This is a genomic window from Solidesulfovibrio carbinoliphilus subsp. oakridgensis, assembly GCF_000177215.2.
Classification (GTDB): Bacteria; Desulfobacterota; Desulfovibrionia; order Desulfovibrionales; family Desulfovibrionaceae; genus Solidesulfovibrio; species Solidesulfovibrio carbinoliphilus.
The window spans coordinates 1,681,928-1,701,866 of record NZ_CM001368.1; the positions used below are offsets into that span (position 1 = coordinate 1,681,928).

General features: G+C 68.1%; 18 protein-coding genes. 14 read left to right on the forward strand and 4 right to left on the reverse strand.

The features are described from left to right. Nucleotides 1–142 precede the first annotated feature (142 nt). Both DFW101_RS07360 and DFW101_RS19765 read right to left on the reverse strand, forming a co-directional pair. The gene (locus tag DFW101_RS07360; RefSeq protein WP_009180882.1) at nucleotides 143–856 is read right to left on the reverse strand and encodes an EAL domain-containing protein; all 714 of its coding nucleotides are present in this window, start codon (nucleotides 854–856) and stop codon (nucleotides 143–145) included. Nucleotides 857–1,018: 162 nt separating this feature from the next. Further along, nucleotides 1,019–1,177, reverse strand: coding sequence for a hypothetical protein (locus tag DFW101_RS19765; RefSeq protein WP_009180883.1), 159 nt, complete (start codon nucleotides 1,175–1,177; stop codon nucleotides 1,019–1,021). 77 nt (nucleotides 1,178–1,254) lie between these two features. Here DFW101_RS19765 and DFW101_RS07365 point away from each other — a divergent pair, with 77 nt between their 5' ends. The 10 genes from DFW101_RS07365 to DFW101_RS07410 all read left to right on the forward strand — a co-directional run bounded on the left by DFW101_RS07365 (nucleotide 1,255) and on the right by DFW101_RS07410 (nucleotide 12,801). Next, on the forward strand, nucleotides 1,255–2,601 hold the full coding sequence (locus DFW101_RS07365) for a MiaB/RimO family radical SAM methylthiotransferase (RefSeq protein WP_009180884.1): 1,347 nt from the start codon (nucleotides 1,255–1,257) through the stop codon (nucleotides 2,599–2,601). Beyond that, on the forward strand, nucleotides 2,598–3,185 hold the full coding sequence (locus DFW101_RS07370) for a DUF4416 family protein (RefSeq protein ID WP_009180885.1): 588 nt from the start codon (nucleotides 2,598–2,600) through the stop codon (nucleotides 3,183–3,185). Before DFW101_RS07365 ends, DFW101_RS07370 begins: the two co-directional genes overlap by 4 nt. Continuing rightward, nucleotides 3,170–4,051 (forward strand): YicC/YloC family endoribonuclease, encoded by an 882-nt coding sequence (locus DFW101_RS07375; RefSeq protein WP_009180886.1) that lies wholly within the window; start codon nucleotides 3,170–3,172, stop codon nucleotides 4,049–4,051. The genes DFW101_RS07370 and DFW101_RS07375 overlap by 16 nt, the downstream gene beginning before the upstream one ends. A gap of 114 nt (nucleotides 4,052–4,165) precedes the next feature. Then, nucleotides 4,166–4,426, forward strand: a complete 261-nt coding sequence (locus DFW101_RS07380) for a DUF370 domain-containing protein (protein ID WP_009180887.1) — start codon at nucleotides 4,166–4,168, stop codon at nucleotides 4,424–4,426. Continuing rightward, a complete protein-coding gene (gene gmk / locus DFW101_RS07385) occupies nucleotides 4,416–5,045 on the forward strand; it encodes a guanylate kinase (protein WP_009180888.1) in 630 nt (209 codons plus the stop codon). The genes DFW101_RS07380 and gmk overlap by 11 nt, the downstream gene beginning before the upstream one ends. 84 nt (nucleotides 5,046–5,129) lie before the next feature. Continuing rightward, complete coding sequence (locus DFW101_RS07390; RefSeq protein ID WP_009180889.1) at nucleotides 5,130–6,047, forward strand: tetratricopeptide repeat protein; 918 nt, start codon at nucleotides 5,130–5,132, stop codon at nucleotides 6,045–6,047. Beyond that, a complete protein-coding gene (locus DFW101_RS07395) occupies nucleotides 6,044–6,904 on the forward strand; it encodes an HDOD domain-containing protein (protein WP_009180890.1) in 861 nt (286 codons plus the stop codon). The genes DFW101_RS07390 and DFW101_RS07395 overlap by 4 nt, the downstream gene beginning before the upstream one ends. 165 nt (nucleotides 6,905–7,069) lie before the next feature. Then, nucleotides 7,070–8,767: a single-stranded-DNA-specific exonuclease RecJ gene (recJ, locus tag DFW101_RS07400; protein WP_009180891.1), complete on the forward strand. Its 1,698-nt coding sequence runs from the start codon at nucleotides 7,070–7,072 to the stop codon at nucleotides 8,765–8,767. An 815-nt stretch (nucleotides 8,768–9,582) separates the two neighbouring features. Continuing rightward, a complete protein-coding gene (locus DFW101_RS07405) occupies nucleotides 9,583–11,061 on the forward strand; it encodes an outer membrane homotrimeric porin (protein ID WP_009180892.1) in 1,479 nt (492 codons plus the stop codon). A 258-nt stretch (nucleotides 11,062–11,319) separates the two neighbouring features. Next, nucleotides 11,320–12,801: an outer membrane homotrimeric porin gene (locus tag DFW101_RS07410; protein ID WP_009180893.1), complete on the forward strand. Its 1,482-nt coding sequence runs from the start codon at nucleotides 11,320–11,322 to the stop codon at nucleotides 12,799–12,801. Nucleotides 12,802–13,120: 319 nt separating this feature from the next. Here DFW101_RS07410 and DFW101_RS07415 read toward each other — a convergent pair whose 3' ends face one another. Continuing rightward, entirely contained in the window at nucleotides 13,121–14,491 is a 1,371-nt protein-coding gene (locus tag DFW101_RS07415; protein WP_009180894.1) for a tetratricopeptide repeat-containing serine protease family protein, read from the reverse strand. Continuing rightward, the gene (locus DFW101_RS07420) at nucleotides 14,488–15,033 is read right to left on the reverse strand and encodes a hypothetical protein (protein ID WP_009180895.1); all 546 of its coding nucleotides are present in this window, start codon (nucleotides 15,031–15,033) and stop codon (nucleotides 14,488–14,490) included. The genes DFW101_RS07415 and DFW101_RS07420 overlap by 4 nt, the downstream gene beginning before the upstream one ends. Before the next feature lie 240 nt (nucleotides 15,034–15,273). Here DFW101_RS07420 and DFW101_RS07425 point away from each other — a divergent pair, with 240 nt between their 5' ends. From DFW101_RS07425 to tatC, 4 genes are all read left to right on the forward strand, one after another. After that, nucleotides 15,274–15,567 (forward strand): hypothetical protein, encoded by a 294-nt coding sequence (locus tag DFW101_RS07425; protein WP_009180896.1) that lies wholly within the window; start codon nucleotides 15,274–15,276, stop codon nucleotides 15,565–15,567. A gap of 67 nt (nucleotides 15,568–15,634) precedes the next feature. Beyond that, the gene (locus DFW101_RS07430) at nucleotides 15,635–16,369 is read left to right on the forward strand and encodes an EI24 domain-containing protein (protein ID WP_009180897.1); all 735 of its coding nucleotides are present in this window, start codon (nucleotides 15,635–15,637) and stop codon (nucleotides 16,367–16,369) included. A 231-nt stretch (nucleotides 16,370–16,600) separates the two neighbouring features. Further along, entirely contained in the window at nucleotides 16,601–18,496 is a 1,896-nt protein-coding gene (locus DFW101_RS07435; RefSeq protein ID WP_009180898.1) for a potassium transporter Kup, read from the forward strand. Between the two features lie 449 nt (nucleotides 18,497–18,945). After that, on the forward strand, nucleotides 18,946–19,791 hold the full coding sequence (tatC, locus tag DFW101_RS07440; RefSeq protein WP_419187161.1) for a twin-arginine translocase subunit TatC: 846 nt from the start codon (nucleotides 18,946–18,948) through the stop codon (nucleotides 19,789–19,791). The last annotated feature ends 148 nt before the right edge of the window (nucleotides 19,792–19,939 follow it).

Genomic DNA, 19,939 nt, shown 5'->3' on the forward strand with positions numbered 1-19,939 from the left:
CCGGGCCCCTGCCAGGCGGCAGGACCGCGGCGCGGCCGGCTCGTATCGCGTTCTCGAAATTGGTTCATGCGAATTTCGAGAACAATACACTGGAATAATTATATTTTCCTAAAATATCCGCATATTTTCGAGCGAACGCCCCCTACCGCCGGACGGGACCGGGAACGAGGCCGAGGTCGTCCCGGCGCCAGCCGCCCTGGGCATAGCGCACGCCAAGCCGCCTTAACTTGCGGCGCTCCTCGCCGTCCACGCCTTCCACGGCCACATCCATGAGGAGGTTGCCGGCAAAGGCCAGGACCGACGCCAGGGCCGCATCCCGCCGGGAGGCGTCCCAGTGCCAGGGCATGTTCCAGGGCGCCACGCGCAGGATGTCGGCCGGCAGCATCTCCATAAATCGCGCCGGCGGATCGTCAAGGGGGAAGTTGTCGAGGAGAATGCGCGCCTTGGCCCGCTTGCAGGCGAGCAGCAGGTCCAGGGAACGGACCGGGGCCGCGAAAAGGACGGCCACGTCGAACATGAGGATGATGCGCCCGGCCGCGACGCCATGGGAGGCCCCGATGGCTTCGGGCTTCGTGTCCAGGCCGCCGCGCACCAGATAGGCGGCGGGCTCCCGGACTTCCCGGCCCCAGGCGCCAAGCGACGCGGCCGTCTGGGGTCGGCCGCCCGGACCCGGTCCGGGGCCGGGGGCCGGGCGGCCGGCCCGGCCGGGCGCGGCCTCGATGCCGGCCACGCCGCCGGTGTCCAGGTCCACCAGGGCCCGGAAAAAAACGCCGCATCCGCGTGTGCCGGCAACACCGTCGCACCGCCGGGCCGGATCGGGGGCAGTGGCCAAGGGATCAGCAAAGGTACGAGCCATAGGTGTCCATCCATCCTTTCACCCGTACCCTTCTTCAAGAAGCGAACCAATTGGTAAAATCTATTATTTTAGTGAGATACCGATCCAAGTCCATCCTTTTTCCAGGACACGCCCTGTGATGCCCGGGATTTTGTCCTTTATTGAGGACGCCAGCGAAACCGCCTACCCCGCCATGCCCGTCAACCGGGCCAGGGCCCCCAGGGAGGCCGTCAACAGCCGGTGCCGCAGGTCTTCCGGCAACCGCCACACGGTCATGGCCATGTAGACGCCGAAACCGGCCAGCACCGCGAGGTCGAAGGAAACCACGAGCCATTTGCGCATATCCGCCTCCCCGGGGAATTTTTTTCCCTCGGGAGGGCTCTAGCAACACCCGTTCCGCCCCCGACCCCTTCGGCCGCATGGACCTCGGCCCCGGCCTCTGCTATGCGCCACCCATGCCGCACGCATCCCCCAAACGCTTTTGCCTTGTGACCCTTGGCTGCAAGGTGAACCAGTACGAGAGCCGGGCCCTGGCCGAGGCCTGGCTGGGCTCCGGGCTTGTCCGGACCGACGATCCGGCCGCAGCCGACCTGGTCGTCCTGTGCTCGTGCGCGGTCACGGCCCGGGCCGAGGCCGAAGGCCGCCGCCTGGCCCGAAACCTGGTGCGGGCCGCCCGGGACGCGGCCCGGGTGGTGGTGACGGGCTGCGCCGCCACGGTCAGCCCGGACGCGTTTGCCGGCCTCGGGGCCCTGGCCGTGCCGGACAAGGCCCGGCTCGCCCGGGACCCCTTCGGGCCCCACACGGCAGCTCCCCGGGCCCCGGGCGAGTTCCCGGACCTGGCCGTCACCGGCTACGACCGGGCCCGGGCCCTGGTCAAGGTCCAGGACGGCTGCTCCCACGGCTGCTCCTACTGCATCGTGCCGGCCGCCCGGGGGCCCTCGGTCTCCCGGCCCTTGGCCGATGTCCTGGCCGAGGTCCGCCGGCTCCTGGCCGCCGGGCACCGGGAGATCGGCCTTACCGGCATCAACCTCGGCCACTACGGCCGCGATCTGGCCCCGGCCATGGATTTCTGGGATCTCGTGGCCGACCTCGACGCCGCCCTGGCCCCGGAGCACGCCGGCACGGCCCGGCTGCGCCTGGGGTCCCTCGACCCGGCCATGCTGACCGGGCGCGGCCTTGCCGTCCTGGCCGGCAGCCGGCTGGTCTGCCCGCACCTGCACATCTCGCTCCAAAGCGCCGACCCGGCGGTCCTCACCGCCATGGGCCGCCGGCCGGGCGACGCCGAGGCCGTGTCCTTTTTTGTGGACAGCATCAGTAGGGAATGGCCGGCCATGGGCCTCGGCCTCGATCTCCTGACCGGCTTTCCCGGCGAATCCGAAGCCGCCTTCGCGGCCACGGCCGCCTTCCTGGACGGGCTGCCCGCCACCTATGCCCACGTCTTCCCCTATTCCCGGCGTCCGGGCACCCGGGCGGCGGCCCTGCCCGGCCAGCTTCCCGGTCCGGTCAAGGCCGGGCGGGCCAGGCTCCTTCGCGAGGCGGCCGAGGCCAAGAGCGCGGCCTTTGCCGCAAGGCTGGGCCGGGAGGCGTCGCTTCTGGTGGCGGTCGAGCGGACCGGGCCGACGAGCGGCACCTGCGCCCAGTATGTGGACTGCCGGTTCGAGGCCGGACCGGACGCGCCTCTCGGGTCCCTTGTCGCGGCCCGCCCCCTTGGCGTCGACGGCCCGGTCCTTCGCGTCGCCCCTCTCGGCCCGGGAGACCGGCCATGAGCAACCCCCACGAACCGCTGACCGCCAAACTCGTCTGTTCGGTCCTGGCCGCCGGCCTCCCCGCGGTCTGGCCGGACGTGATCGCCGGTCTGGAAGACCGTTTCGGCCCGGTGGAGATCGCCTACCCGGCCGTGCCTTTCGTGCATACGGCCTATTACGAAAAGGAACTCGGCCGGCCGCTTTTCCGCCGGGTCCTGGCCTTTTCCTGCCTCCTCTCCCAGGGCCGGCTCCGCTCGGTCAAGCTTTTCACCAACGGCCTCGAAGAGGCGCTGGCCCGGCCGGACGGTTCCCGGCGCGTCAACCTCGACCCGGGCCTTTTGACCCAGGAACGGTTCGTCCTGGCCACGGGCAAGAATTTCACCCACCGCATCTACCTCGGGGACGGGATTTTCGGGGACCTGACCCTTGTTTTTCAGGCCGGCTCCTGGCAAACCCTGCCCTGGACGTTTCCCGACTACGCCGCCGCCGACATGACGGCCATGCTTACCGACATCCGCCGCCGCTACCGCCGGGATCTCCGGGAGCAGGCGGCCCCCCCATCCCCCAAGACAGCCCATAAGGAGCAGCCATGCCCAAGAGCATGACCGGATATGGCAAAAGCCGCCTCGAGTCCGACGCCTTCACCCAGGTCTGGGAAGTGCGCGGCGTCAACAGCCGTTTTCTCGACCTCAAATGGCGGCTGCCGCTGTTTCTGCGGCCAAGCGAGGCCGCCCTTGAGCGGGTGGTGCGCGAGGCCGTGGCCCGGGGCCGGCTCGAAGTCCACCTGGAATTCACGCCCAAGCGCACGGACATGTGGAAGGCCACTCTGAACGCGGGCCTGGCCGGGGCCATGATCGACGAAGTGGCCGCCCTGGCCGCCGCCCGCGACCTGCCCTTCGCCCCGGACTTAAACCGCCTCTTCTCCCTGTCCCACCTGTGGCAGGAGGACGCCGTGGACCCGGATCCCACCCTCTTTGACACCCTGGCCGGCGGCCTTCGCCTGGCGCTTTCCGATTTCAACGAGGCCCGGGCCCGGGAAGGCCAGGGACTGGCCTCCGACCTCCTGACCCGCCTGGCCCGCCTCAAGGACTGGCAGGCTTCCATCGAGGCGGCCGCCCCGGCGGTCAAGGCCGAAAAAATGGAGCAGCTCGTGACCCGGGTCACGGCCATCCTGGAGAAAGTCGGGGTCGAGCCGACCCAGGACCGCCTGCTCCAGGAAACGGCCATCCTGTCCGACAAGCTCGACGTGTCCGAGGAGATGACCCGCTTGGTCGGCCACCTCGGCCGTCTGGAGTCCCTGATAAAGGGCGGAGGCGAGATCGGCAAACGCCTGGATTTCCTCATCCAGGAGGCCTTCCGCGAGATCAACACCTGCGGCAACAAGGCCCAGAACCTGGATATCAGCCGGCTGGTGGTGGACTTCAAGGCGGAACTGGAAAAGTGCCGCGAACAGGTCCAGAATCTCGAATAGGCCGCCTCTTTTCATTGTTCCGGTTTCCGGTATGCTGGCCGTGTCCGACAAAACGGACGCGGCCGCCTGTCCGTATTGTCCGATCCCTTTTTCCGCTTCGTCCAAGGTGACGCCATGCGCCAAGCACTGCTCAACATCGGTTTCGGCAACTACGTGGCCGCGGCCCGGGTGACGGCCATCGTCAACCCCGCCTCCTCGCCCATGCGCCGCCTGCGCGAGGACGCCCGGGCCGAGAAGCGGCTGATCGACGCGACCCAGGGCAGAAAGACCCGCTCCATCATCATAACCGATTCCAACCACGTGATCCTGTCCGGCATCCAGGCCGAAACCCTGGGCGCCCGGTTCACCGTGGAGGAGGACGACCATGCCGGCTAGACGCCTCGGCCTGCTCCTCGTGGTCTGCGCGCCGTCCGGGACGGGCAAGTCCACGCTCATAAAACGCCTGTGCGCCGAATTTCCCGCCCTGTCCTTTTCCGTTTCCGCCACCACCCGGGCCCCGCGCCCGGGCGAAACCCCGGACGTGGACTACCATTTCCTCACCCGCGAGACCTTTCTCGACTGGCGCGAGGCGGGCAGGCTGGCCGAATGGGCCGAGGTCCACGGCAACTTCTACGGCACGCCCCTCGAGCCGGTGCGGCAGGCGCTCGCCGCCGGCCGGGACATGCTTTTCGACATCGACATCCAGGGCGCGGCCCAGCTGCGCCAGAGCCTTGGCAGCGGGGCCTACGTCTTCATCCTGCCCCCGTCCCGGTCCGAACTGTCCCGCCGGCTGTCCGGCCGGGGCACGGATTCGCCCGAGGTGGTGGCCAGGCGCCTGGCGGCCGCGCCCAGAGAGATCGAGGCGGCCCCGCTGTTCGACTACTGGGTGGAAAACGACGGCCTGGAAGCCGCCTACGAGGACCTTCGGGCCGTCTACATGGCCGAACGCCGCCGCCCCCGCTACCATCCGGACCTCCTGCGCGAGCTGCTCGTCCAGTGGGAGGCGGCCATCTGAGGTCCCGGCCCGTCTTGGGCGTTGACCCTGTTCCCGCTTTCCGGTTATTCGCAGAGAAATAGCGACAGGGTTTTCCGAGAGAAAATGACCCAGAAACAAGACCCCACCGCCCCGCCGGCCAAGCCGGCCTCCGGGGACCACGCGGGCGGTTCCGGCAAACCCCGGGACCGCATCAAGGGCATTTTCTCGACCCAGGCCATCCAGAAGGTGGGCACGGGCACCACCACCCGGCGCACCATCCAGAAGATGTACTGGTTCGTGGAGGAAGACCCGTCCGGCACGCTGGAACTCCAGCCGCTCAACAAAAATTACGTTCCTTCCGGCCCCAAGCGCCACGTGGGCCTCGAAGAGCTGCTCGACAAGTTCTCCCCGGAACCGGAATTCTACGTCACCACCGTCTATCCGAGGCTGCGCGAACTCAACATGGTCATCCAGAAGGGCGAGCGGCACCGGGAAAAAGGCGAGATCTTCAGCGCCGAGCTGGAGTTCGGCCAGGCCCTGGCCGTGGATGAGGAGAACATCCGGGCCAACTTCGGCCTGGGGCTCACCTACCTCGACCGGGGCGAGTCCAACAAGGCCGACGACATCTTCCAGCGCCTGGTCCGCCTGGATGCGGCCTTTGACAAGGAGCACAAGCACCTTTTCAACGAATTCGGCATGAACCTGCGCAAAAACAAGATGCTCGACCAGGCCCTCGACTACTACCAGCGGGCCGAGAACCTGGCCCTTCGCGACGACAACCTCATGTTCAACATCGCCCGGGCCTTCTTCGACAAGAAGGATTATAGAAAGGCGATGGAATACCTGCAAAAAGCCCTGGTCCTCAATCCCGAGCACGCGGAATCCCGCCGGTTCGCCGCCTTTCTCGAGGAAAAAGGCCTGGCCAAGGCGCAGGCCCCGGCCAAAGCGCCCCAACCGGCCGCCGCGCCGGAAGATCCGGCCGCCCCCAGCCTCCCGGGCGGCTCCGATGCTCCGGACGGCGGGGACCCGGCCGCCCCATGAGCCAGGAACGCGGCCAGCGCTTCCTCCTAGACCTCCCGGCCATCCAAAGCGATCTGCCCTTTTCGCCGGACCTCCTGACCCGCCTCTTCCGCCTGACCGACGACCAGGCCGACTCGCCGCTTACGGCCATCGGCGCGGCCATCGCCGAGGACCAGGGCCTGTCCATCCGGCTTCTGGCCCTGGCCAACTCCGCCTTCTACGGCCTGCAGTCCGAGATCCGGTCCGTGGGCCGGGCCGTGGCCGTGCTCGGCCTGCGCGAGGTCCGGACCCTGGTCCTGGCCCTCGGCATCCGGGGACTGGCTGCCAGGCGCGCCCTGCCCCCGGGCTTCGACCTGTCGGTCCACCTCGAACACCAGCTGGCCGTGGCCGTGGCGGCCATGGCCCTGGCCCGGGAAACCGGGGCCATGGACCCGGACGACGCCTTCACCGCCGGCGTGCTCCACGACCTCGGCAAGCTGCTGACCGCCCTGTACCGGCCGGACGACTGGCTGGCCGAACAGGCCCTGGTCGCCGCCCAGAACCTCCCCTGGCACGAGGCCGAGGACCTCCACATGGGCCTTGACCACGGCCTGATCGGGGCCATGGCCCTGCGGTCCTGGAACCTGCCCGAGCCGCTGACCGAGCCCGTCAACTGGCACCACGCCCCGCAGGCGGCCCCGGGCCGTCCGGAACCGGCCCGGCTCCTCTGCCTGGCCGACGCCTGCGCCAGGGAGCTCTCGGGCACGACCGAGCCCGGCACCCTGCCGACCAAGGCCATGGCGCTCGGCATCGGCCTGTCCCTGGCCGCCGCCCTGGACCTGACCGGCGCCGCCCTGGCCGCACGCAATCCCGCCCTTTTGGCCGCCGCCCTGGCCTAGGGCCGGGGTTCCGGCGCCCGGCCCGCGAGTTCTAAATCAACATGCCTGAATAATTACGTTTCCCTGAAAAGACAGGCCACCATTCTTTCAGGGGCGCACCATCGGGCCACCCTTGCGTTGCCGGCCCGGCCGGGGCAAGGTGCCCTTTTTTCCCTGGAGCGACCGTTGTCCAAGAAATGGATTTTCCCGTCCCAAGGGGTGTCCGCCGCCACGGCCGACGCCCTGGCCGAGGCCCTGGGCCTCTCCCCGGCCATTGCCGCCCTGCTCTACCACCGGGGCCTGACCACGGCCGAAGCCATGGACGCCTACCTGTGCCCGGGACTGCGCCTTCTCATGCGGCCAGACGAGATCCCCGGCATGGAGGCGGCCGCCGCCCTGCTCGCCGAGGCCCTCGTTGCCGGCCGGACCGTGGCCGTCTGGGGCGACTACGACGTGGACGGCATCACCGGCACGGCCCTGCTCGTCGATTTCCTGCGCGAGCGCGGCTTTTCCCCGCTGTGGCGCCTGCCCGAGCGGGCGGCCGAGGGCTACGGCCTCAATATCGCCGGCATCGAGGAACTGGCCCGGGACGGAGCGAGCCTCCTGGTCACCGTGGACTGCGGCATCGGCGGCATCGCCGAGGTGGCCCGGGCCCGGGAGCTCGGCCTTGACGTCATCGTCACGGACCACCATCTGCCGGGCCCCGAGCTGCCGCCGGCCAACGCCGTGGCCAATCCCAAGCTCGGCCCCGGGCCGGGAACGGACCTGGCCGGGGTCGGGGTGGCCTTTTTCCTGGCCGCGGCCGTCAACCGCCTGCTCCCCGGCGAGCCGACCGACGTCCGCCGCCTGCTCGATCTCGTGGCCCTCGGCACCCTGGCCGACGTGGTCCCCCTGTGCGGTCCCAACCGCATCCTGGCCAAAAACGGGCTGCTGCTCCTGGCCGAGGCCCGCCGGCCCGGCATCCATGCCCTCAAGGAAGCCAGCGGCCACAACCCCAAGGCGGCCCTTGGCGCCTCCCAGGTCACCTTCGGCCTGGCCCCGCGCATCAACGCCGCCGGCCGGATGGGCCGCCCCGACGCCGCCCTGGCCCTGCTCCTGGCCCCGGACCTGGACACGGCCCGCCCCCTGGCCGCCGAGCTCGACGCCGAAAACACCCGCCGCCGGGCCGAGGAGGACGCCATCCTGGCCGAGGCCATGGACCAGGCGGCCGAGAGGCCTGGCCGCTTCGGCCTGACCCTTTTCGCGCCCCACTGGCACCAGGGCGTCATCGGCATCGTGGCCTCGCGGGTGGCTGAGCGCCGCTACCGGCCGACGCTCATCCTGACCGCCGACGAGGCCAAGGGGCTCCTCAAGGGCTCCGGCCGGTCCATCCCCGAATGCGACCTCCATGGCCTGTTGACCGAGATCGGGGAGGTCCTCAACACCTTTGGCGGCCATAAGATGGCGGCCGGCCTTTCCATCGTGCCGGACAACCTGTCCCTGCTGGCCGAGCGCTTCGACGCGGCCGCGGCCAAAGCCCTCGGCCCGGTGGCCCCGCTGCCTTCCCTCAAACTCGACGCCGAGTTGTCCTTTGGGGCGGTCACGGCCGCCCTGGTGCGGGAAATAGGCCTCATGGAGCCCTTTGGCTGCGGCAACCCGGAACCGGTCTTTGCCTCGCCGCCGGTCAAGGTCCTGTCCCGTCGCGGCTTTGGCGACAACCACGTGGCCCTGTCCCTGCGCGACCCGGCCGCCGGGGTCACCCTGCGCGGCAAGGCCTGGCGCATGGCGTCCGACATCCGTGAAAGCCTGGCCGGGGCCACGGTCCGGGTCGCCTTCACCCCGAAGATCACCTATTTCTCCGGGGTGCCGGAAATCGAGTTGCGACTTCGCGACATCGGGGAATAAACGACTTCGCCAACCACAATTGCACGGGCTGGGACATCGGCGCCTGGAATGACAATTCCGGCAATTACACCGGCGCCGGCAAACAAACCGAAGACCGCGTCAGGAGCTGGGAACGGTCCCGACCGCGCTCCGGCTTCCTGCCAACGAGGCCGTGGCGTCCCCCGCCGGGGCGACACGGCGCAAGACGCCTGGGGCCATGGCACCCTTCCCGCCGCCGTGGCGCGTCGCGCAACACAACCGCGTGCCTGGAGAAGCTGACCGGCCGCCCGGCCGCCGTCTGCCTGGGCGGCAACACCCCGGCCAAGGCCCTCCGCTTCCTGCACACCTCCCCGGGCAGCACCCCTCCTTCACCATGGGCGCGACCCGACCGGGAACGAGAGCATCATCCGCGTCGGCCGGGACGCCACCGGCCAGATCTCCCAGAGCCTGTCGGCCCTCCTGGAGACCGGTTGGGCCCACGGCCCGTTCCAGACCACCCTCTGGAGCCACCCCCGGACCGAGAAGTCCCGCGACGGCGATCCGCTCAAGATCGCCTGGGGCCCCCCCTATACGTCCCAGGGAATCCGCGTCGTTGCAAAGGACGACCCAAGGCCGGGGCGGCAAGCCCGGCCTTTTTTTGCGCGCCCGCGCCGCAGGCATGCCTGCCGGCCGACCTTGCCCGTAAAAAAAATTTGACCGGCGTCAAAAAAAACCCCGTTTTCGTATTGCCATTTGGTGATCGATAACATTATTGAAAGCTACCGCGGCGGGACGCCACCCGCCGGCCGGATCGGAAGCCGGTTGCTACTGTTACGATTCCAAGGAGGAAGGATTTTATGAAACGTTTCGCCAAATTGGCTCTCTTGGCCACCCTGGTGCTGGGTCTGGCCGGGATCGCCCAGGCTGCCACCGAAGTGAAAATGGTCGGTGACGCCTTCGTGTACGGCTCGTTTAACGCCAACCAGAACTTCACCGGCTGGAGCACGGGTTCCTGGGACAACAATTCCGGCGCCTACACCGGCGCCGGCACCCAGACCGAAGACCGCTTCCAGATCTGGGAACGGTTCCGCCTGCGTTCCGACTTCGTGGCCAACGAGGCCGTGAAGTTCCGTCTGGGCATCAAGGTGGAAGACACCTGGGGCCATGGCACCTTCACCGCCGCCAACCCGGCCGTGCAGATCGCCGTCTACCAGGCCTTCCTGCAGTTCAAGCTGCCGAACTGCGACATCGAAGTGACGGCCGGTCTGCAGGACCTGTCCCTGCCGGCCACCGCGTTTTTCACCGACTCCGTGGTCTTCGGCGGCGACCGCGCCGCCGCCCTGGTCGTGACCTCGCCGCTGATCGACAACACCCTGTCCGTCACGGCCGGTTTCGCCCGCATGCTGGATGCCAACCGGACCTACGACACCACCACCACCCAGGTGTCCGACGAGTTCGACGTCTACTTCCTGGCCCTGCCCATCACGCTCGAAGGCTTCAAGGCCACGCCCTGGGGCGCCATCGGCGTTGCCGGCAGCAGTGCCAACTACTTCACCGCCGGTTCCTACGGCCCCAACTCCACCTTCGCCGACAGCCTGCTGTCCGCCGGCACCTTCCTGACCCCCACGGGCTTCCGCAATTCGCAGAACGCCTACTGGTGGGCCGGCAGCACCTTCGAGGTGACCGCCCTTGATCCCGTCAAGTTCTACGCCGACGTGATCTACGGATCGGGCAACGCCGCCGACCGCAAGAAGGACAAGCGCCAGGGCTGGTTCATCGACCTCGGCGCCGAGTACACCGGCTGGGAAGTCCTGACTCCGCAGGCCTTTGCCTGGTGGTCCACGGGCGAAGACAGCTCCGCCCGCAACGGTTCCGAGCGCATGCCCTCCGTCCTGTCCAACTGGGGCCCGGGCAACAGCTTCCTGTTCGACTGCTCCCAGGATCTCCTGAAGCAGGGCAACATGGGCGTGAACCCCATCGGTTCCATGGGTATCGGCGCTTCGCTCAACAACATCTCGTTTATCGAGAAGCTGACCAGCCGCCTGACCTTCGTCTACGTCCAGGGCAACAACTCGCCCAAGGCCATCCGCTTCCTGAACACCTACATGGGCAGCAACCCCTACTTCACCATGGGGCGTGACCTGACCACCAACGAACACGTGCTGGGCGTCAACCTGGACAGCACCTACCAGATCTACGAGAATCTGGCCGCCGTCGTCGAGACCGGCTGGGCCCACGGCGAGTTCCAGAGCAGCGTCTGGGGCCACCGCCTGGCTTCGGCGGCTCGCAGCGCCGACGCCTGGAAGGTCGCTTTCGGCCTGACCTACAAGTTCTAGATTCCTGCACGGCTTCCGATGGCAAAGGCCGGGGCTCGCCGCCCCGGCCTTTTTCTTTGTGCCCGCGGCTTGAACATTACTTTTTTGTAATAGGTAAAAATTTTTTTACCACTGTATAAAAAAGAACCGCTTTTGCCTTGCAATGGTCACAATCCCGAGGTAGAGAGGAAACCGTGAAGGTTGGAGGATTCGCCCTCTTCCAGCCCCGCAAGCGCCTACGGTTTCCGGTTTGCAACCGCATTTTTGGAGGAAGGAATTATGAAACGCATTCTCACCATCGCCCTTGTCGCGGTGTTCGCCCTGGGCGCCTTCGCCAGCGCCCAGGCGGCCACCGAGGTGAAGATGGTCGGCGACGCCCGCATCTACGGCGTCTTCTTCGCCGAGCACAACTTCACCGGTTGGAACAACGCCTCCTGGACGTCCAACACCCCGACGTACAACCGCGCCGGCACCAAGACCGAAGACCGCTTCGAGATCTGGGAACGGTTTCGCCTGCGCTCCGACTTCGTGGCCAACGAGGCCGTGAAGTTCCGTCTGGGCATCAAGGTGGAAGACACCTGGGGCCACGGCACGCTGACCGCCGCCAACCCGGAAGTCGCCATCGCCGTCTACCAGGCCTTCCTGCAGTTCAAGTGGCCCGGTTGTGACATCGAAGTGACCGCCGGTCTCCAGGACATCGACCTGCCCATCAGCAAGATGTTCTACGGCAACCCGGTCTTCGGTGGCGACCGCATCGCCTCCCTGGTCATCAACGCCCCGCTGATCGACAACACCCTGGGCCTGCTGGCTGGTTTCGGCCGTCTGGTTGACGCCAACCGGACCTTCGACACCACCACCACCCAGGTGGCCGACGAGTTCGACGTGTACTTCCTGGCCCTGCCCATCACCCTGGACGGCTTCAAGGCCACCCCCTGGGGCATGATCGGCGTTGCCGGCAAGAACGCCACGTACTTCACCACCAGCGGTTCTACCTTCAGCTCGCAGAACTTCGCTGAAAACCTGGTCTCCGCCGGCACCTTCGCCACCCCGGCCCTGTGGAAGAACTCGCAGAACGCCTACTGGTGGGCTGGTACTTCCCTGGAGCTGACCGTTCTGGATCCGATCAAGTTCTACGGCGACGTGATCTACGGCGCCGGCGCCCAGGCCGATCGCAAGAAGAGCCAGCGCGGCGGTTGGTTCATCGACCTCGGCGTGGAGTACACCGGTTGGGACGTCCTGACCCCCAAGGTCTTCGGCTGGTGGTCCACCGGTGAAGACGGCTCCACCCGCAACGGTTCCGAGCGTATGCCGCAGGTCCGCCCCAACTGGGGTCCGGGCAACAGCTTCCTGTTCGACGATTCGCAGGAACTGGCCAAGAACTCCAACATGGGCATGAACCCGGTCGGCGCCTGGGGCCTCGGCGCTTCTCTGGACAACATCTCCTTCATCGAGAAGCTGACCCACCGCCTGACCTACACCTACCTCCGTGGCAACAACTCGGCCCGGGCTATCCGCGACATCAACGCGCTGATGGGCAGCAACCCCTACTTCGTGATGGGTCGCGACCTGACCGTGAACGAGTACGCCATGGGCGTGAACTTCGACAGCAAGTACATGATCTATGAGAACCTGGCCGCCGTCCTCGAGACCGGCTGGGCCCACGGCGAGTTCCAGACCAGCGTCTGGGGACACCGCCTGGCTGAGAAGGCCCGTAGCGGCGACTCGTGGAAGGTCGCTTTCGGCCTGACCTACAAGTTCTAAAGCGGCTGTCCGGAAATCAAGGGCGCACCGGCCGGGACCTTCGGGTTCCGGCCTTTTTTGCGCCCGCGCCACCGGGAGAACCGGCCATGGACGTGGCCGGAATTCCGGCCCATCCCGGCCGGGCAGGGAGGGCCGGAGGAGTCCGGCAGGACGCCGGAGGTTTGGCCGTCACACAGGACGGGAAGGCGGGAGAGTCGGATGGTCGCAGGGGTGGTCAGGTGCGGCGTTCTCGAAATTCGTGCATGCGCATTTCGAGTATAAGATACTTAAATACTTGTTTTTCTAAAAAATAGTGGCATATTTTTCAGCGAGCGCCACACTAACGGCCGGCCGGGCCGGCAGGCAGGCAGAAAAGCGGGAGGACCGTGCCGGAGGCCGCCGCGGCCAGGGCCGGAGCGTCGAGCACCCGGCCGGCCGGGGCCGTGGTCACAGGCACCTGGGCCTGGGCCAGGAAGCCTTTCACGACGGACAGGGGCACCGCGAATCCCATTTCCGCCGGCGCGTCCCCGGCCTGGGCCTGGATGGCCCGGGTGTCGCGCTTGGCCTTGACCACGCCGGCCACATGGCCGGCGGCGTCGAGCAGGGGCCCGCCGCTGTTGCCGGGCAGCACTTCGGCGGTCATCGCCTGCTCCCCCCGGGGACCGGCTCCGGCGGCCAGTTCCCGGGTCCGGCCGGTGGTGACGCGCAGGCGGTCGAAGACGGCCGATTCCCCGGGATACCCGGCCGCGGACACCACCGCACCGGCCGGCAGGTCGCCGCCTTCCCGAAAGGCCAAGGCCCGGTTCGGGACCACGGCCAGCTTCAGGAGGGCCAGATCGTTTGCCCGGTCGACCCGCAGGAGCGCGGCCGCGACCTGATGCCCGTCCACCGTGGCCATGATCCGGCCGCACCCGTCGGCCACGTGGGCGTTGGTCAAGACATGGCCGACCCGGCTGACCATGAAGCCGGAGCCGGTTCTCGGCCGGCGCGCCGCCTGCCCCGGGCCGGCCTGCAGCCGGGCCGCCTCCTTGCCGGCGATGGCCCGGGCCACCGTGGGATCGAGCTCCTTTTTGGCGGCCTCGGCCAGGGTGGCCAGACGGTTGCGGGTCAACGCCTCGATCTTGGGATTGGCCAGCCCGGACAGGGCCAGCCGGTAGGCGGCCGCCGGGTCGCGGCCCACCCCCCGGCCGTTGAGCAGCATGTCGCCAAGGACGAAGGCCGCGTCGCCGGAGCCGGCCAGAACCGCCCGCCGCAGATAGGCGGGCGCGTCCGAGGCCGGACCGCCCCGGCCCTCCAGCCGCATCATGCCGAGCAGGAAGATGCCCTTGTCATACCCTTTGGCCGCCGCCTTTTTGAGCCAGTCCCCGGCCAAGGCGTCGCTTTGGGCCACGCCATCCCCGCGCAGGTGGAGCACCGCCAGGGCCACCATGGCCCCGGCGTTGCCGCCGTCGGCCGCCTTGCGAAACCACTTGGCCGCCTCGGCCGGGTCCCTCGGACCGCCGCGTCCGCGTTCGCGCATGATGCCAAGAAGATACGCGGCCGACGGGCTGCCTTTGGCCACCAGCGGCCGCAATTCCCGAAGGGCCGCCGCGTCGTCGCCCCGGTCATAGGCCCGCTCGGCGTCGTCCAGGTCCGCCCGGGCCAGGGACGGGCCAAGGGCCAGGGCGGTCACCAGGACCGCCCGACCCAAAGCCAGAAAGGCCGGCCTCATGGGTGCCTCTGCCCCGGAGCGGCCGGCGGGGCCGGAGCCGGCGCGGCGGGAGTTTCCGACGCCAGCCGGCACAGTCCGTACCGCTGGGACATGGCCGGCATGGTCGCGGCGCCGTGGTGCGAGGAGACCATGAGGAAACTGTCCGACGCGCCCGAATACATGGGATAGACCGTGACCACGGTCACGCCGCCCCCCGGATACCGGACGAAAACGGTCAGCCCTTCTGTCGAGAGCATGTAGACACCCGGCGTTTCCAGGGCGTCTTCCTCGAGGACGGCCCGTTTCCGGTCCGGATCGACCAGGCTGATGGAGAGTCCGGGCGTGTTGGGGTCGAGGGGGGGCTTTAGGTTGACGCGCCCCTGCGGGGTGAATCCGGCGTTTATGCCCTGCACGTAGGCGCAGGCCAGCCGTTTGGCCGCCTGGAGTTCCTGCGCCGGATGGCCTTCCCGGGCGGGCGGGGACTTTGCGGCGGCCAGGGATGGGGCGGCGGCCAGGGCCACGGCGGCGGCCAGGCCGGCCGCCCACCAGCGCACACGGTTCATGTCGTCCTCCGTCTCGGCTCGGGTCCCCGGCCGTTGCGATCTTTTCCTGTGACCGGACCGGCGGCGGGGACGACCGTGCGGTCGAGGAGCCCTGCCGCCGGCTTCGGCCGCGACAACCCGGGGCCGGTCGTAAAGACTTGCCGGCTCCCCGGCCTTGACGTACTATCCTTACCCCTGCCGCCTGAACCAGGCAAGCGAACGCCTGCCGCGCCGGGGGAGCTTTTTGGAGAGCCGCGCATCATGAAAAAATTCCGTGTCTATTTCGCCACCAAGGTCAACGTGACAACGAGCTGGTTTCGCCGCAAAAAAGATGTATCGGAAACCGAATACGTTGTTGTCTCAGCCCATAACGAGGCCCACGCCGTCAAGGAAGCCAAAAAGCACGTCGATCTGGACGCCCTTGGCATGCCCTTTCAGGTCACGCGCATCACGAGCGCGGCCGACGACGAGGCCGAAGGCTGCCACGGCACCCTGGCCCGACGGCTGTCCCCGGCCGAGGAACCGGCGGCCGTCCCGGACGAGCCCCAGGCCTGATGAGCCGGCTCCCGGAACCGCCCGGGAGCCTCGGAACGCCACCATTGCGATCCATGGAGGCCAAACCGTGCTGACCGCCTTTCCCAAAGGCCTTTTCGCCCACGCCAAGGGCATCCGCTTCGCCCTGGCCCACAAGGGCTATCTGGCCGTGGCCGTGGTGCCCTTTGTCCTGACCCTGGCCCTTTTCGCCCTGGGCCTCGGCCTTGTGGGCCCGGGCGGCGACTGGCTGACCGGCCGCCTCTGGGTCCCGGACCCGGCCGCCACCGGCCTCGCCGGGGTCCTCGCCTGGCTGTACCTGCACGTGGTCCGCTACCTCCTCTATCTGCTGGCCGTGGTGCTCATGTATTTCCTTTTCATGGTCACGGCCAACATCGTGGCCTCGCCGCTTTACGACGGCATCGCCGGCCGCATGGTCCGCCGCCTGCGGGGCGAGGCCCAGGCGGCGGCCCGGGACCTGCCCTGGTGGCGGGTCATGGCCGAGGAAATCAAGAAAGCCGTGTTCGTGGCCGTGCTGCCGGTCCTGCTCTTTTTCGTGCCCGTCGTCGGACAGCTGCTCGCCCCGGTGGCCGCGGCCTGCCTGCTCGCCTTCGATTTCCTGGATTTCGCCTTCTGCCGGGACGAACCGCGGTTCGGCGTCCGGCTGCGGGCCCTGGCCAGGCGGCCCCTGCTCCTTCTGGGCTTCGGGCTGCCGCTCCTCATTCCGGTGGTCAACATCGTCCTTTTTCCCTTCGCCATCTTCGGCGCCACCCTGCTCTACTGCGACACCGCCGGACAGCTCCCGTCCCCCGCGCCCCGCAAATGACATTTTCGCAAGATCGGGCGGGCCGCCAGGCCTGATTTCACGCCCAAGACAGGATCGGCCCACCGGATGGGGCCAAGCGCCCCTTGCCGCAAAGGGCACTTGGCGCTACAGGGAGGGGGTCCGTTTCGCAACACGCGCCACCGGCCCCGGCCGATGTGGCGGAAGGATTCCCGACTTCATGCGACACACCTTTCCCGCCTCCCGCCGGCGGACTCGCCGGAGTCCGGCCGTATGAGTTCCCACGCTCCCGACGCCAAAGCCCCTTCCCTGGCCCGTACCGCCGCCCTGTCCCTGGGCGCCCTCGGCGTGGTCTACGGCGACATCGGCACCAGTCCGCTCTACGCCATCAAGGAATGCTTCCACGGCATGCACGCCATTGCCGTGACCCCGGAAAACGTGCTCGGCGTCCTGTCCCTGATCTTCTGGTCCCTGACCATGGTCATCACGGTCAAGTACGTGCTTTTCATCACCGCGGCCGACAACCGGGGCGAGGGCGGCATCTTCGCCCTGATCGAGCTTCTGCCCCGGGACGCCGGCCACCGCCATTTGCGGGCCGGACTCGCCTTCCTGGCCCTTTGCGGCGCGGCCCTTCTCTACGGCGACGGGGTCATCACGCCGGCCATCTCCGTGCTGTCGGCCGTGGAGGGCTTGAACGTGGCCACCAACGCGGCCGAGCCTTTGGTCGTGCCCATCACCTGCGTCATCCTCTTTGGGCTCTTCATGGTCCAGCGCCGGGGCACGGCCGGCATCGGCAAGGTGTTCGGGCCGATCATGATGCTCTGGTTCCTGGTGCTGGCCACCCTTGGCCTCAAGGAAATACTCAGCGCCCCACAGGTGTTGTGGGCCATCAACCCAATCCATGCCGTGGATTTTTTCGCCCGAAACCACGTGCACGGCATCGTGGTCCTTGGCGCGGTGGTCCTGTGCATCACCGGCGGCGAAGCCCTGTATGCCGATCTGGGCCATTTCGGCCGCAAGCCCATCCAGTATTCCTGGCTCCTGATCGTCTTCCCGTGCCTTTTGCTCAACTATTTCGGCCAGGGCGCGGGCCTGCTCCTCGACCCGGCCATCGCGTCCAACCCCTTTTACAGCCTGGTGCCGGGCGCGCTCATCTATCCCATGGCCGCCCTGTCCACGGCGGCCACGGTCATCGCCTCCCAGGCCCTCATTTCGGGCGTCTTTTCCCTGACCCGCCAGGCCATCCAGCTCGGCTGCTGCCCGCGGCTGCGGATCGTGCACACCTCGAGCGCCATGGAAGGGCAGATCTACATCCCGGAAGTCAACTTCGCCCTCATGTGGGCCTGCATCGGCCTGACCCTGGCCTTCAAGGAATCGAGCCGGCTGGCCGCGGCCTACGGCATCGCGGTCACGGCCACCATGGGCATCACCTCGCTGCTCTATTTCTTCGTGGCCCGCTGGACCTGGAAGCACTCGCTCTTGCGGTCCCTGGCCCCGGTGGTGGTCTTTCTGGCCTTTGACCTGTCCTTTTTCGCGGCCAACCTGCTCAAGGTCGCGGACGGCGGCTGGTTCACGCTTTTAATCGCCGCCCTGGTGGTCATGGCCATGGCCACCTGGGAGGACGGCCGCAAGGCATTGCGCCAGATCTACCTGTCCTCCACGGTGCCGCTACGCACCTTCCTGGCCGAGGTGGCCGTGAAAAACCCGTTGCGGGTGCCGGGCACGGCGGTCTTCATGTCGCTCTCGCCCCAGGGCACGCCGGTGACGCTTCTCCACCACTACAAGCACAACAAGATCTTCCACGAAAACGTGGTCATCCTGACCGTCACCTCGGCGGACATGCCCTACGTGCCCGAGCCCGACCAACTCGACGTCCAGGATCTCGGCCGGGGCTTTTTCCGGATCATCGCCCGCTACGGGTTCATGGAAACGCCGAACGTGCCCGAGGTCATGAAACGGGCCCGGGCCACGGGCATCCCCATCGATCCGCCGGCCGACACCACCTATTTCCTCGGCCGCGAAAGCCTGCTCACCACGGGCAAGGCCAAGATGGCCGGGTTTCGCAAATCGCTTTTCGCCCTCATGTCCCGAAACGCCCGTCCGGCCACGGCCTACTTCGGCCTGCCCCCGGGACGGGTGGTGGAGCTTGGGGTGCAGGTCGAACTGTGACCGGGCCCGGCCGGGCAAAACCGTGCCGGCCCCTTGACCCGACGCCCCCGCTGCCGTAACCGCAAGGCGCGGCCGGCTCCCGGCCTGGTTTCCCCGGCCGGCGAAAGGGCCGGCGCGCCGGCGGGCGACCGCTGGCCGCGCCGGCGCCGCTGCGCCCACTCCCTTTTGCCAAGCTTTACGGACGCGCCCCATGACCGCCGTCCGAAAACGAGGAGCGCATGACCGATACGCCTGAAAAAGAAGCCCTGCCGCCGGTTCTTCCTTCCGGGGACGCCGGCCTTCCGCCCCCCTCCGCCGCCGGCCCGGACGACGCCGCGGCCGGGACGCCGGCCCTTGCCGCGTCGCCGGAGGCCCCGCCGGCCGATGCGCCGTCCGTGCCGTCCGTGCCGGCCGACGCCTTGCCCCCCGCGCCCCCGACGCCGCCCCCGCCCGGCGGCTCGGCCGGGGACATGAAGGAAGCGCCGCTCCTCGAGCATCTGCTCGAACTGCGCACGCGCCTGGTGCGGTGCCTGATCGCCGTGGCCGTGGGCTTCGGCGCCTGCTACGCCTTTGCCGAGCGGCTCCTTGGCGTACTTCTGAAGCCCCTGATCGACGTCATGCCGAGCGGCAGCAAGCTCATCGCCACCGGCCTGCCCGAGACGTTTTTCACGGTCATGAAGCTCGCGCTCGTGGCCGGGGCCTTCGTGGTCAGCCCGTACATCTTCTACCAGCTCTGGCGGTTCGTGGCCCCGGGCCTCTACAAGGAAGAGCGCAAGCTCATCGTGCCCATCGCCATCGCCACGGCGGTCTTCTTTGTGGGCGGGGCGCTGTTCGGCTATTTCGTCGTCTTCCCCTTCGGGTTCAAGTTCTTCGTGGACTACGCCTCGGACTACATCACCGTCATGCCCACCATCAGCGCCTATTTCTCGCTGGCGGTGACGCTCCTTTTCGCCTTCGGCCTCATCTTCGAGCTGCCGGTCTTCATCTTTTTCCTGACGAGCCTCGGGCTTGTCACCACCAAGGCCCTGCGCAAGTTCCGCCGCTGGGCCATCCTTCTGAGCTTCATCGTCTCCGCCATGCTGACCCCGACCCCGGACGCCATCAACCAGCTCCTCATGGCCGGGCCCATGTGCGCCCTCTACGAACTCGGCATCTGGGTGTCCTGGTTCGTGGACAAGTCGCGCAAGGAGGAAAAGGCGGCCAAGGAACGGGCCGAGGCCGAAGCCGCCGCGACCGCCGCCGCGGGGCCCGCGCCCGGGCAGGAAACGCCCGGGGCCGAAGCCGGCCCGACCGATACGGAGTCCCGGGCGGGCTAGGCCGGCCGGCACATGGCGGAATCTTCCGGGCCTCCGGCGAGGCCCGGCCGTCGTCGCCGTCCACCGGGGCCGGACGCCCGTCCGGCCCCGACCTTGACAAGACCCTCTTTTCACGACATACGTAGGATACAGGCAACGGTCGCCGCCA